A 12,721-nucleotide genomic window follows, 5' to 3' on the forward strand; every position below is an offset into this window, starting at 1 on the left:
TCCACAGGCGGCACCTTGTCCACAGGGCGGCCCTTCACGGCGCCCCTGCTCGCGGCCGCCGGTCGCATCCTGGCCGGCATGACGAACCGGAACCGAGCCGTCGGGGCGTACGGCGAGCGGTGCGCGCTACGGCACCTGATCGAGACGGGCCTGCGCCCGGTCGCCCGCAACTGGCGCTGTCCCGAGGGCGAGATCGACATCATCGCCTGGGAGGGCCCGGTCCTCGCCATCTGCGAGGTCAAGACCCGCCGTGGCGAGCAGTTCGGCTCCCCCGCCGAGGCCGTCGTGCACGCCAAGGCCCGCCGGCTGCGCGGCCTGGCCGCCCGCTGGCTCGCCGAGACCGGGACCACCGCCGACGAGGTCCGCTTCGACGTGCTCTCCGTCCGGCTCCCGCTCACCGGCCCCGCCCGCGTCGAGCACGTCCGCGGCGCGTTCTGACATGGGGTACGCGAAAGTGCTCAGCGTCGGCCTGGCCGGAGTCGCCGGGCACCTCGTCGAGGTCGAGGCCGACCTGGCGCCCGGACTGCCCGCCGTGATCATCTCCGGCCTGCCGGACACCGCGCTGCACGAGGCGCGCGACCGGGTCCGCGCCGCGATCGTCAACTCCGGCCAGAAGTGGCCCAACCGGCGCATCACCCTCAACCTGCTTCCCGCCACCCTGCCCAAGTACGGCTCGGCGTTCGACCTCGCCATCGCGCTCGCCGTCCTGGCCGGCTCGGGCGAGCTGCCACCGGTCGCCCTGGACGCCACTGTCGTGCTCGGCGAACTCGGCCTCGACGGCGCGGTACGCCCCGTCCGCGGCACGCTGCCCATGGTCGCCGCCGCCGCCCGCGCCGGGCACACCCGCGTCGTCGTGCCCGCCGGCAACGCCGCCGAGGCGGCAGTCATCCCGGGCGTACGGGTGCACGCCGTCGACACCCTGCACCGGCTCGTCGCCCACGTCCGCGACGGCAGCCCTCTGCTCGCCCCGCCCGCCCACGTCCCGGCCGGCGGCACGGCCGGGCCCGACCTGGTCGACGTGGCCGGGCAACCGCTCGGGCGGCGCGCCCTGGAGATCGCCGCCGCCGGGGGCCACCACCTCGCGCTGCTCGGTCCACCCGGCGCCGGCAAGACCATGCTCGCCGAGCGGCTGCCCTCGATCCTGCCGGAGCTGGACGACGAGGCAGCCCTGGAGGTGACCGCGCTGCACTCGATCGCCGGCCTGCTGCCACCCGGCGGCGGGCTGCTGCGCCGTCCCCCGTTCCAGGCGCCGCACCACACCGCCACGGTGCCCGCGCTCGTCGGAGGCGGTTCCGGGCTGGCCCGGCCCGGCGCGGTGTCGCTCGCCCACCGCGGGGTCCTGTTCCTGGACGAGGCGCCCGAGTTCGGCAAGAGCGCGCTGGAGGCGTTGCGGCAGCCGCTGGAGAGCGGCCGGGTGCGGGTGGCGCGTACCCGCGGTGCCACCGAGTACCCGGCCCGCACCCAACTGGTGCTGGCGGCCAATCCGTGCCCGTGCGCGAAACCCTCCGGTGACGTCGACTGCGAGTGCCCGCCGCTGGCCCGGCGACGCTACCTGGGGAGGTTGTCGGGTCCGCTGCTCGACCGGGTGGACGTGCAGGTCAAGCTGAAGGCGGTACGCGCGGCGGAGCTGCTGAGCACCGACGCCGCGCAGGAGTCCTCGGCCACCGTCGCCGCCCGGGTGGTCGCCGCGCGGCACGCCGCCGCCGATCGCTGGGCGGCCACCGGGCACCGGGTGAACGCCGACGTCCCCGGCCCGGACCTACGCCGGCCGCCGTGGCACCTGCCCGCCCGGGTCACCAGGGATCTGCGCCACCGGCTCGACACCGGTTCGTTGTCCGCGCGCGGCTACGACCGCGTACTCCGCCTCGCCTGGACCATCGCCGACCTGGACGGGCGGGACCGGCCCGGCCACGACGACGTGGCGGAGGCCATCCAGCTCAGGACCGGGGAGGTCGCGTGAGCGCCGACGACCGCCGGCTGGCGCGGGTGGCGCTCACCTGGCTCGCCGAGCCCGGCACCCGGTCGGTGTACGCCCTGGTGGAGCGGATCGGGCCGGTCGCCACGCTCGACCTGCTGCTGTCCGGCGAGGCGCCGGAACGGGCACTCCGGTCGGCCGTCGCGGCGCGCGGCGCCTCCGGTGACGCCCGGGCGGTCGCCGCGGAGGCGCTGGCCCGCGGCGAACGGCTCGGCGCCCGGCTGGTCACCCCCGAGGACGACGAATGGCCCGCTCAGGTCGGCGACCTGCGCCGGCTGGCGCTGTCCGGGGCCACCCGGCGGGTCGACGTGGAGACCGATCCGCCGCTCTGCTTCTGGGTACGCGGGGCGTGGCCGCTCGGTGAGGCGCTGGCGCGCTCGGTGGCGGTGGTCGGCGCCCGGGCGGCCACCCCCTACGGCGCGCACATCGCCACCGAGCTGGGCTACGGCCTGGCCGACCGGGAGTGGACAGTGGTCTCCGGTGGGGCGTTCGGCATCGACGCCGCCGCGCATCGAGGCGCGTTGACGGCGGGCGGGCGCACCGTCGCCGTGCTCGCCTGCGGCGTGGACCGCCCGTACCCGATGGGCAACGCCGCGCTGTTCGACCGGATCGCCGAGACCGGCCTGCTGGTGAGCGAATGGATTCCGGGCGCGGAGCCGCTGCGGCCACGGTTCCTCATCCGCAACCGGGTGATCGCGGCGGCGACGAGCGGCACGGTGCTGGTCGAGGCCGCCGCCCGCAGCGGCGCCACCCAGACGCTCAACCGGGCGCTCGGCCTGCGCCGGCCGGCGATGGTGGTGCCCGGGCCGGTGACCTCAGCGATGTCCGTCGGCGGGCACGAGGTGCTGCGGGAACGGCCGGAGGCCCGGCTGGTCACGAACGTCGCGCACGTGCTGGAGGAGGTGGGACGCATCGGGTACGACCTGGCCCCGCCCGCCCGGGCACCCGAGCGCCCGCGGGACCGGCTCGACGAGGAGGCCACCCAGGTGCTGGAGGCGCTGCCGCGCCGCCGGGCGCTCGACCTGGAGAGCGTCGCGGCACGCGCGGGCGTGGATCTGCGTACCGCCATGCGCAAGCTGTCCATGCTGGAGGAGCTGGCGATGGTGGTGCGCCGCGACGGCGGCTACGCGCTCGCGCCGCCGTCGGCCGCACGCACGTGAACGCGTCAGTCGCCTTCGAACCGGATCTCGGCGTCGCGGCGCTCCGCGCACCGGCGGACGAGCCGGGCCAGCCGGTGGACGTGGTCGACCTCGGCCGGCGCCCCGGCCACCTCGGCCAGGCACCGCAGCTCGGCCAGCAGCTGCGACATCCGCTCGGCGCCCACTGTCAGCTCGCCGAGCGGGTCGACACGGTCCAGCAGCGGGGTCCGGCCACCGCCGCGGACACGCTTGAGCAGGTCGAGCAGCACGTCCTGCGGGTCCGCGACGACCTCGATCGAGACGTACACGGGCCGGCGGCGACTGTCACCCGCCGACACCTGCCGGTAGAGGACGGCGTCCACTCCCACTCTCGGCCCTCCTCGTAGCGGCGTCACCGTCACGGGGACGCGTTCGCCTGATCGCGGCCGGATCGACCCTCCGTCGGGGCCGGCTCGGCCACGCTGCCCGCCGGTCGCCGCACCGGAGCGTGCCGCAGCATGAGTTTCCCCTGTCCAGACCCGCTTCTGCCACCCCCGTCCCGCGCGTCGGCACTGATCCGGCACCGGAAGGGCGCGTCCGACGTGGCGGACGGCACACGCCGGTCGACCGGCCGACGCCGGACGGCGGAGTGACGGCCGGGCCGGCACGGTGAACGGCGGGGACGGCGGCACGGCCGACGAGGGCACTTCCGCCTTACGCTGGCACGGTGATCGTCGTCCGCCGCCGCCGCGACCGCGTACGCCCGGACCGGGTGCCGCGGTGAGTCAGCGGCGGCGCGGCACGCGGGACGCGCACGAGGAGCTGCCCGCGTCGATGCGCGAGGCGGTGGACGACTTCGCCGACCACCTGTCGCGGGTCCGCAACCGCTCCGTCCACACCGTCCGGGCGTACGTCACGGATCTCGTGTCGCTCCTGGACCACGCCGTCCGGATGGGCTGCGCCGAGCTGCCGGAGCTGGACCTCGCCGTGGTTCGTAGCTGGCTGGCGAAGCAGCGGACCATGGGCGCGGCCCGGACGACGATGGCACGGCGCGCCGCCGCGGCCCGGACGTTCAGCGCCTGGGCGCACCGGGCCGGCCTGCTCGCCGACGACGTGGCCGCACCGCTGGCCAGCCCCCGGGCCCGGCGGGAACTACCCACCGTGCTGCGCGCCGACCAGGCCGCCGCCCTGGTGGAGGCGCCCTCGCAGCAGCGTCCGGGCCCGCCCGGGGCCGACCGCTCGACGGTCCACCCCGACGGCACCGGGCTCGGACCCGACGACGGAACGATCGCCGAGGCGGCCGGCGACGGACCGCCCGACGCGGTGCTGCTGCGCGACCGGCTGCTGCTGGAACTGCTCTACGGCACCGGGGTACGCATCAGCGAGGCGTGCGGCCTGGACGTCACCGACGTCGACCAGGCCCGCCGGGTGGTACGCGTGCTGGGCAAGGGCGGGCGGGAGCGGTCGGTGCCCTACGGAGTGCCGGCCCAGCGGGCGCTGGACGCCTGGCTGCGCGACGGGCGGCCCGCCCTGCTGGCCCCCGGCTCGGGCCGGGCGCTGCTGCTCGGGGCGCGGGGCGGACGGCTCAACCCGACCACCGCGCGGCGGATCGTGGCCGGGTGGGCCGGGGCCGCCGGGGTGCCGCGCGTCACGCCGCACGGGCTGCGCCACTCGGCCGCCACGCACCTGCTCGAAGGCGGCGCGGACCTGCGCGCTGTACAGGAGTTGCTGGGGCACTCGTCGCTCGCCAGCACGCAGATCTACACGCACGTCTCGGTGGAGCGGCTCCGCGCCGCGTACCGGCAGGCGCACCCTCGCGCCTGACCGCCAGGGGCGCGCAGGCAGCGTCGGTGGAACGGTCTGCGGGCGGAATCCGCCCAGCGCATGATCCATCTCGGGCTAGGATCGACGGATGACGGTGCCGCAGCCACCCGAGCCGATTCCCGGGGCTCGGCTGCTCTTCTCCCTCGATCCCTCCGTCAGCCATCTCAACCACGGCTCGTTCGGCGCCGTACCCATCGCCGTGCAACGCGCCCAGCAGCGCCTGCGCGACGAGATGGAGGCCAACCCGCTGCGGTTCTTCACGCAGGGCCTGGTCGACCGGATCGCCCACGCCCGGCGGCACCTGGCCGCGTTCCTCGGCGCGGACCCGGACGGGACCACGCTCGTCGGCAACGCCACCACGGGCGCGGCCGTCGTGTTGCAGTCGCTGGCGCTGCGCCCCGGCGACGAGATCGTGACCACCGACCACGGGTACGGGGCGGTGGCGCTGTCGGTCGCCCGCGAGTGCGGCCGCACCGGGGCGGTGTCCCGCACCCTGCCGGTGCCGCTGACGGCCACCGACGAGGAGGTGGTCGAGATCGTCCGCAACGGGCTGCGCCCCGGGCGTACCAAGCTGCTGATCGTCGACCAGCTCACCTCGCCGACCGCCCGGCTGTTCCCCACCGCGGCGATCGTCGCGGTGGCCCGGGAGCAGGGCGTGCCGGTGCTCGTGGACGCCGCCCACGCGCCGGGCATGCTGCCGGCCACCGTCGCGTCCGTCGGCGCCGACTTCTGGGTCGGCAACCTGCACAAGTGGGCGTACGCGCCGCGCGGCACCGCCGCGCTCGTGGTGACGCCGCAGTGGCGGGAGAAGATCCAGCCGCTCGTCGTCTCGTGGGAGCAGGACAGCGGGTTCCCGGTCCGGGTGGAGTGGCAGGCGACGCTCGACTACACCGGCTGGCTGGCCGCCCCGGTGGGCCTGTTCACGTTGCGCAGCCTCGGCGTGGACCGGGTACGCGCGCACAACGCGGCGCTGGCCGCGTACGGGCAACGGGTCGTGGGGGACGCGCTCGGTGTGGCGCCGGAGCGGCTGCCGGAGCCCGGCGGACCGGCGGTCGCCATGCGGCTCGTGCCGCTGCCGCCCGGTGTCGCGACGACGCTGGATGCGGCCCGGGAGCTCCGGGCCCGGATCGCCGACCGGCTCTCCGCCGAGGTGTCGGTCGCCGGCTGGAACGGGCGCGGCTACCTGCGGCTGTGCGGCCAGGTCTACAACACCCCCGACGAGTACGACCGGCTGGCCGTCCGGCTGCCCACGCTGCTCGCCCAGGACTGAGCCGCGCGCCGCCGACCGGCGCCGCCGCCGATCAGCCGGCGACAACCGCGGAACCGTCGGAGACGGGGTGCAGCGGCAGCAACCGCACGCGGCCGAGCCCGAGCAGGGCCAGCGGATCGAGGTATTCGGTCTCGCGCCGCAGGCCCCAGTGCAGGCAGGCCGCCTCGGTGCAACCGGGATGCCCGGCGAGCAGGTCGCCGACCGGCGTACCGGCGTCCACGCGGGTACCGGCGGTGAGCCGGGAGCGGACCGGTTCGTAGGTGGTGCGCAGCCCGTCGGCATGGCCGACGGTGAGCACGGGCCGGCCGGCGACGGTGCCGGCGAACAGGATGGTCCCGGCACCGGCCGCCAGCACCGGCGCACCGGGTGCGGCGGCGAGGTCGACGCCCCGGTGCCCGGACAGCCAGGGCTGCGGCGGCGGGTCGAACCGCCGCACCACCCGGGGAGCGCCCGGCAGCGGCCACCGGAACCGCCCACCGGGCGCAGCCCGAATTCCCGCCCCCGAGACACCCGCCACCGGGTCACCGGCTGCCGAGGCACCCGCCGCGGAACCGGCGAACGGCCCGGCCGAGGACGACAGTGGCCCGGCCGAGGACGACAGCGCCGCCCGGGACGGCGCGGAGGCGCCCGGCAGGCAAGCCGCGAGGAACAACACCGACAGCACGGCCCGGCCGGCCGGAGAAATCGAGGTACGCACGCCGGACACCCTGCCCACCACGGGCACCGTCCCGCGAGCACCGCGCGACCGCCCTGTGGACGACGCGCCGGCTGTGGACGGTCGCCGGAATCGGGGCCGATCTGCTACAGCCCGGACGCCTATGCTGGCCGGGTGACGAAGGACTGGTACGCCTGGCACAGCGACTACGACCAGCCCGAGTCCGCACTGGCCCGGCGACTCGCCGAGGTGCGGCATCGTGTCTCCGACGCGCTGGACGTGGCGCCGCCCGGCCCGCTGCGCGCGTTGAGCCTCTGCGCGGGTCAGGGCCGCGACCTGATCCCGGTGCTGGCCGCCCATCCCCGGGGCGGCGACGTGACCGCCCGCCTGGTCGAGCTGGATCCGCGCAACGCCGACCTGGCCCGCCGGGCGGCCGCCGACGCGGGGCTCACCGGCGTGGAGGTGGTGACCGGGGACGCCTCGCTGACCGACCGCTACGCCGACCTGGCCCCGGCGGATCTGGTGCTGGCCTGCGGCATCTTCGGCAACATCACCGACGACGACATCCGGGCCACTGTGCGGCACTGCGCCTCGCTCTGCGCCACCGGCGGCACGGTGCTGTGGACGCGGCACCGGCGCGAGCCGGACCTGGTGCCGGTCATCTGCGAGTGGTTCGCCGAGGAGGGCTTCGAGCCGGTGGCGGTGAACAGCCCGGCCGACGGTGTGGGCGTCGGCGCGCACCGCTTCACCGGCACGCCCCGCCCGCTGGCGCCGGGCGTGCGGATGTTCACGTTCGTGGGCTACGACGTGCTGGAGCGGACGGAGCAGTCATGACCACTGTGGACGACGTCAGCCGGCCCTCCCGGGTGGCCGGGCCGGACGAGGCGATCAGTGCCGAGGAGCTTCAGCTCGCCGCGCGTAACCACGGCATCCCGCTGGAGGCGCTGCGGTACGACGTGACCCCGGCGGGCCTGCACTACCTGCTCATCCACTACGACATCCCGGACGTCGACCCGGCCGCGTACGCGCTGAGCGTGTCCGGCGCGGTCGAGCGTCCACTTCGCTTGGACCTGGCGGCGCTGCGCGACCGGCCCCGGGTGACCCACCGGGTCACGTTGGAGTGCGCTGGTAACGGCCGGGCGCTGCTGCATCCCCGGCCGGTCAGCCAGCCGTGGCTGGTGGAGGCGGTGGGCAACGCCGAGTGGACCGGTACGCCGCTGGCGCCACTGCTGCGCGAGGCCGGCCTGTCCGGCGACGCGGTGGACGTGGTGTTCACCGGCGCGGACCACGGGGTGGAGCGCGGTGTCGAGCAGGACTACCAGCGGGCGCTGCCGGTGGCCGACGCGCTACGCGAGGAGGTGCTGCTGGCGTACGAGATGAACGGCGCTCCCCTGCTGCCGCAGCACGGCGCGCCGCTGCGCCTGATCGTGCCCGGCTGGTACGGCATGGCGCACGTGAAGTGGCTGCGCGACATCACCGTGACGACCGAGCCGTTCGACGGCTACCAGAACGCGGTGGCCTACCGGTTGCGGCGTGACGCCGACGACCCGGGCGTGCCGGTGACCCGGATCGAGCCGCGTGCGCTGGTGCGTCCGCCCGGGTTCCCGGACTTCATGTCCCGCACCCGGGTGCTGCGGCCGGGACCGTGCACTCTGGACGGCCGCGCCTGGTCCGGTCACGCGCCGGTGACCTCGGTCGAGGTGACTGTCGACGGCGGCGGGACGTGGACGCCCGCGGTCCTTGACGAGCCGGCCGGTGGCGAGTGGGCGTGGCGCCGCTGGTCGGTGAACTGGACGGCGACGCCGGGGCGGTACGTGCTCGGCGCCCGGGCGACCGACGCGTCGGGGCGTACCCAGCCGGTCGAGCAGCCGTGGAACCGGGGCGGGTTCGCGAACAACCTGGTGCAGCGGGTCGAGGTGGTCGTGCCGGCGGAGTGATCCCGGGCGGTCAGCCGCCGACGGTCAGCTCCCGAATCCGGAATCTGCGGGAAGCGAGATGTCGGGCTTTTCGAGCTCTTCCACATTGACGTCCTTGAACGTCATTACTCGAACATTCTTGACGAAACGGGCAGGGCGGTACATGTCCCACACCCAGGCGTCGTGCATCTCGACCTCGAAGTAGACCTCGCCGTCGGAGTTGCGCACGTGCAGGTCGACCTGGTTGGCCAGGTAGAAACGGCGCTCGGTCTCCACCACGTAGGAGAACTGGCGGACGATGTCCCGGTACTCCCGGTAGAGCTGCAGCTCCATCTCGGTCTCGTACTTCTCGAGATCTTCCGCGCTCATCGCACTCCGCCTTCCATGACCACATCTTCCCCCACCGACGCCGGAGGTCGCGGCTGCTCGCCCAACGCCACGCCGACGGTACCCCCTGACGCGCCGCAGTGCCCCATCGGCTCGTCCGGGCGGCCGGCGAACGCTCCGGGCCCGAGACCCGGCAGCCCGGCCGCGGGCTCGGGCCGCGCCGCGTCGGCGCCCACCGGTCGGCGGGCGCGGGGAGGCCGGCCGTCCCGTCCGGAGACGGCGGCCACGTTCACGTACGAGAAGCGGTGTTCCCCGCAGGGCCCGAGCGCGCGCAGGGCAGCGCTGTGCTCGGCGGTGATGTAGCCCTTGTGCTCGGCGAAGCCGTAGCCGGGGAACCGCCCGTCCAGTTCCACCATGATCCGGTCCCGGGTGACCTTGGCCAGCACGCTCGCCGCCGCCACGCACGCGGCCACCCGGTCGCCCTTCCAGACCGCCAGGCCCGGCACGTCCAGCCCGTCGACGCCGAAGCCGTCGGTCAGCACGTACTCCGGGCGGGTGGTGAGCGAGGCGAGAGCCCGGCGCATCGCGGCGAGGTTGCACACGTGCAGCCCGCGGGCGTCGACCTCCTCGGCCGGGATGATCACCACTGCGTACGCCAGGGCCCGTGCCACCACCTCGTCGTAGACGCGCTCGCGGGCGGCGGGGGTGAGCAGCTTCGAGTCGGCCAGCTCGTCGATCTCGCCGCGCCGGCCCTCGGGCAGGATCGCGGCGGCGGCCACGAGCGGCCCGGCGCAGGCGCCTCGACCGGCCTCGTCGGCGCCCGCCACGTGCCGGAAGCCGCGCCGTTGCAGGGCCCGCTCCAGCGCGTAGAGGCCGCCGTCGCGGCGCACCACGGTGCGCGGCGGGGTCAGCATGCGCCACCACCCGCCAGCACGGCGCCGAGCCGGCCGGGCAGGTCCGGCGGGTAGTAGCGCTCGGCGGAGGCGGCCAGCTCGGCGACCGGCCACCAGCGGTACCCGTGCACGCTCGCCCGTTCGACGTCGTTGAAGCCGGCCGTGTCGACCTCCCAGCCCGTCACCCGGACCAGATAGAACTGCTGTTCCTGGCGGTACCAGACGCCGTCGAACGGGAACTCGACGGTCTCCGCCCAGACCGGCGCGCCCAGCTCGGCCGGGGCCATGCGCAGGCCGGTCTCCTCGGCCAGTTCCCGGGCGGCGCCGTCGGCCGGGGACTCCCCCGGGTCCAGCCCGCCGCCGGGGGTGAACCAGTAGCGGTGACCCGGCCGGGCCGGATCACTGCCCTGGAAGAGCAGCACCCGGTCGGACGCGTCGACGAGCAGCACCCGGGCCGCGCGACGAGGGGTGTAGACGGTCACCGCACCAGCCTGCCAGACGCCTGCGACGAACGACCACGCCCTCCCGCCGCCGAGCCGGGGCCGGCGTGCCGGAGCGTGGCGCGGGCCGGCTCAGGGATTGGGGATCCCGTCGAACTGCTCGGGGACGCTGAGCCAGGTCGCGCGACTGACCGGCCAGAAGATGGTGAAGGCCCGGCCGACGACCTCGCCCTCGGGGATGGTGGCGACGTTGATGTCCTCGCCCGACTGCTGCCAGTGCTCCAGCGAGTCGCCGGACGCCTCCCGGTGGTCGCCCATGACCCACAGGCGCCCCTTCGGCACGGTGACGTCGAAGTCCTGGTCGGCGGGCTTGTTGCCGGGGAAGATGAACGGCTCGTCGATCGGCTTGCCGTTGATGACCAGCCGCTCCTGGCCGCCGGTGCGGTCGCAGCAGACCACGTGATCGCCGCCGACGCCGATCACCCGCTTGATGAAGTCCTCGCCGTCGGGGTTGCCGCTCCACTCGGTGGGCGCCTTGAAGACGATCACCTCACCCCGGTGCGGCGAGCGGAAGTCGTAGACCAGCTTGTTGACAAGCACCCGATCGTCGATCTTGAGGGTGTTCTCCATGGACGGCGACGGGATGAAGAAGGTCTGCAGCACGAAGGCACGCACCAGCACCGCGACCAGGATCGCCACGCCCAGGAGGATGGGCAGCTCCTTCCAGAAGGAGCTGCGGGGCTTCTCGGTCTGCTCGTCGATCACGGGAGGAGCCTACGTCGCCGGGTACGGCGCGGTCGCCCCGAACCCGCCAGAACGGTGAGCGTCGCCGCGACCGGGAGGATCAGGACGACACCGCCGACCGGGTCGGGATCCACCGGCACCGGCCCCGCGGGCGCGGCGTCCGCGCGGGGCACGCTGGTGAACGTCTCCGGTACGGACAGAGTGGTCCACCGCTGCGACGGCCAGACGATCATGAAGGCGCGGCCGACCACGTTCTCGATCGGCACCGGCCCCTGACATCGGGCATCCTGCGAGACCAGCCGGTGGTCACCCATCACGAAGATCTGCCCCGGCGGCACCACCACCTCGGTGAACTGCCGGGACCGGCACTCCTTGGGATTGGGCGGCAGCTCGACCGGGGAGTCCTCGGAGACGTACGCCTGCTCGTCCAGCGGCACCCCGTTGACCACCACCCGGCCGTCGTCGCAGCACCAGACCTTGTCGCCCGGTACGCCGATGACTCGCTTGATGAAGTCCTTCTCGCCGGGGCGGCTGACGCCCACCAGGTCGCCGAGCGTGCGGCCGACCCGGCCGGCGAAGTTGGCCGGCGGCGCGGGCGCCTCCTGGGCGACCCAGCGGTCGGTGCCCCGGAACACCACCACCTCGCCGCGGACCGGGTCGCGGACGTCGTAGACGACCTTGTTGACCAGCACCCGGTCGCCGACGAGCAGCGTGTTCTCCATCGACCCGGAGGGGATGAAGAACGCCTGGAGCAGGAAGGTGCGGATCAGCACCGCGAGGCAGAACGCCACGATCAGCAGCAGCGGCAGCTCCTGCCAGAGCGGCATCTGGCGGCGGCCGCGGCGGGCCCGCCGGCGCCAGGGATCGACGGCGCCGTCCTCGTCAACCATCTGCACCATGCCACTCTCCGGTCCGCGGAAACGACACTACCGCCCGGGAGTCTCCTCGGAGACCCCACGGGCGGTAGTGGACCGTTTCGCACCGTCCGGCTGCGCCCGTACCGACCAGGGTAATGCGGTCTGGTCGATACGACATCCGCGCAGCTCGGGCGGCGTGGCGTACGGACGTCAGTTCGCCGGCTGCTTCTCCCGCAGCTCCTTGATCTTGGCCTTCTTGCCGCGCAGCTCACGCAGGTAGTAGAGCTTGGCGCGACGCACGTCACCGCGGGTCACGACCTCGATCCGGTCGATGCCCGGGCCGTTGAGCGGGTAGGTCCGCTCCACGCCGACGCCGAAGCTGACCTTGCGGACCGAGAAGGTCTCGCGCAGACCGTCACCCTGGCGGCGGATGACGACGCCCTGGAAGATCTGGACCCGGGACCGGTTGCCCTCGACGACCCGCGCGTGCACCTTGACGGTGTCACCGGCACGGAAGTCGGGCAGGTCGGTACGCTTCGACTGGGCGTCAAGGGCGTCCAGGATGTTCATCGCTGTGTCCTCGTGAGGCTCACGGCGCATCGTCAGTCGATGCGCGGATGGGTGATTCTGACCCCCGGGTGGTGACCGGCGAGACCGGCCCCGGTCGAGGGTCCTCGCAACCGCCCACGGCGCGGACGGATG

General features: G+C 74.6%; 15 protein-coding genes. 7 read left to right on the forward strand and 8 right to left on the reverse strand.

Annotated elements, in window-relative coordinates; genetic code table 11:
• The first annotated feature begins 78 nt into the window (after positions 1-78).
• Genes M8C11_RS10430 through M8C11_RS10440 form a run of 3 tightly spaced genes read left to right on the forward strand, consistent with a single transcriptional unit; the run spans position 79 to position 3,135 of the window.
• Entirely contained in the window at positions 79-438 is a 360-nt protein-coding gene (locus M8C11_RS10430) for a YraN family protein (RefSeq protein ID WP_252449402.1), read from the forward strand.
• 1 nt (position 439) lies between these two features.
• The gene (locus M8C11_RS10435; RefSeq protein ID WP_252449403.1) at positions 440-1,960 is read left to right on the forward strand and encodes a YifB family Mg chelatase-like AAA ATPase; all 1,521 of its coding nucleotides are present in this window, start codon (positions 440-442) and stop codon (positions 1,958-1,960) included.
• Positions 1,957-3,135, forward strand: coding sequence for a DNA-processing protein DprA (locus tag M8C11_RS10440; protein WP_252449404.1), 1,179 nt, complete (start codon positions 1,957-1,959; stop codon positions 3,133-3,135). The genes M8C11_RS10435 and M8C11_RS10440 overlap by 4 nt, the downstream gene beginning before the upstream one ends.
• Before the next feature lie 5 nt (positions 3,136-3,140).
• On the opposite strand, the gene M8C11_RS10445 is transcribed toward M8C11_RS10440, so the two are convergent.
• Positions 3,141-3,482, reverse strand: coding sequence for a hypothetical protein (locus M8C11_RS10445; RefSeq protein WP_121685494.1), 342 nt, complete (start codon positions 3,480-3,482; stop codon positions 3,141-3,143).
• Between the two features lie 445 nt (positions 3,483-3,927).
• On the opposite strand from M8C11_RS10445, the gene M8C11_RS10450 reads away from it, so the two are divergent.
• Together M8C11_RS10450 and M8C11_RS10455 are read left to right on the forward strand one after the other, a co-directional pair.
• Positions 3,928-4,917 carry a tyrosine recombinase XerC gene (locus M8C11_RS10450; RefSeq protein WP_252449521.1) on the forward strand — a complete coding sequence of 330 codons (990 nt, stop codon included), beginning with the start codon at positions 3,928-3,930 and terminating at the stop codon, positions 4,915-4,917.
• Between the two features lie 88 nt (positions 4,918-5,005).
• Complete coding sequence (locus M8C11_RS10455; RefSeq protein WP_252449405.1) at positions 5,006-6,187, forward strand: aminotransferase class V-fold PLP-dependent enzyme; 1,182 nt, start codon at positions 5,006-5,008, stop codon at positions 6,185-6,187.
• Between the two features lie 31 nt (positions 6,188-6,218).
• On the opposite strand, the gene M8C11_RS10460 is transcribed toward M8C11_RS10455, so the two are convergent.
• Entirely contained in the window at positions 6,219-6,884 is a 666-nt protein-coding gene (locus M8C11_RS10460) for a peptidoglycan DD-metalloendopeptidase family protein (RefSeq protein ID WP_252449406.1), read from the reverse strand.
• 132 nt (positions 6,885-7,016) lie between these two features.
• Between M8C11_RS10460 and M8C11_RS10465 the strand changes: the two genes are divergently transcribed.
• Together M8C11_RS10465 and M8C11_RS10470 are read left to right on the forward strand one after the other, a co-directional pair.
• Entirely contained in the window at positions 7,017-7,676 is a 660-nt protein-coding gene (locus M8C11_RS10465; protein WP_252449407.1) for a class I SAM-dependent methyltransferase, read from the forward strand.
• Positions 7,673-8,779 carry a sulfite oxidase gene (locus tag M8C11_RS10470; RefSeq protein ID WP_252449408.1) on the forward strand — a complete coding sequence of 369 codons (1,107 nt, stop codon included), beginning with the start codon at positions 7,673-7,675 and terminating at the stop codon, positions 8,777-8,779. The genes M8C11_RS10465 and M8C11_RS10470 overlap by 4 nt, the downstream gene beginning before the upstream one ends.
• Positions 8,780-8,803: 24 nt before the next feature.
• On the opposite strand, the gene M8C11_RS10475 is transcribed toward M8C11_RS10470, so the two are convergent.
• The 6 genes from M8C11_RS10475 to rplS all read right to left on the reverse strand — a co-directional run bounded on the left by M8C11_RS10475 (position 8,804) and on the right by rplS (position 12,589).
• Positions 8,804-9,127, reverse strand: coding sequence for a DUF2469 domain-containing protein (locus M8C11_RS10475; RefSeq protein WP_011905215.1), 324 nt, complete (start codon positions 9,125-9,127; stop codon positions 8,804-8,806).
• Positions 9,124-9,999, reverse strand: a complete 876-nt coding sequence (locus tag M8C11_RS10480; RefSeq protein ID WP_252449409.1) for a ribonuclease HII — start codon at positions 9,997-9,999, stop codon at positions 9,124-9,126. Before M8C11_RS10480 ends, M8C11_RS10475 begins: the two co-directional genes overlap by 4 nt.
• Complete coding sequence (locus M8C11_RS10485) at positions 9,993-10,460, reverse strand: NUDIX hydrolase (RefSeq protein WP_252449410.1); 468 nt, start codon at positions 10,458-10,460, stop codon at positions 9,993-9,995. Before M8C11_RS10485 ends, M8C11_RS10480 begins: the two co-directional genes overlap by 7 nt.
• Positions 10,461-10,550: 90 nt before the next feature.
• Entirely contained in the window at positions 10,551-11,183 is a 633-nt protein-coding gene (gene lepB / locus M8C11_RS10490) for a signal peptidase I (RefSeq protein ID WP_120571172.1), read from the reverse strand.
• Positions 11,180-12,061, reverse strand: a complete 882-nt coding sequence (gene lepB, locus M8C11_RS10495; RefSeq protein WP_252449411.1) for a signal peptidase I — start codon at positions 12,059-12,061, stop codon at positions 11,180-11,182. Before lepB (M8C11_RS10495) ends, lepB (M8C11_RS10490) begins: the two co-directional genes overlap by 4 nt.
• Positions 12,062-12,229: 168 nt before the next feature.
• On the reverse strand, positions 12,230-12,589 hold the full coding sequence (gene rplS / locus M8C11_RS10500) for a 50S ribosomal protein L19 (protein WP_013284591.1): 360 nt from the start codon (positions 12,587-12,589) through the stop codon (positions 12,230-12,232).
• Positions 12,590-12,721 lie beyond the last annotated feature (132 nt).

This window comes from Micromonospora sp. CPM1 (assembly GCF_023896895.1).
In the GTDB taxonomy this organism is placed as follows: Bacteria; Actinomycetota; Actinomycetes; order Mycobacteriales; family Micromonosporaceae; genus Micromonospora; species Micromonospora tulbaghiae.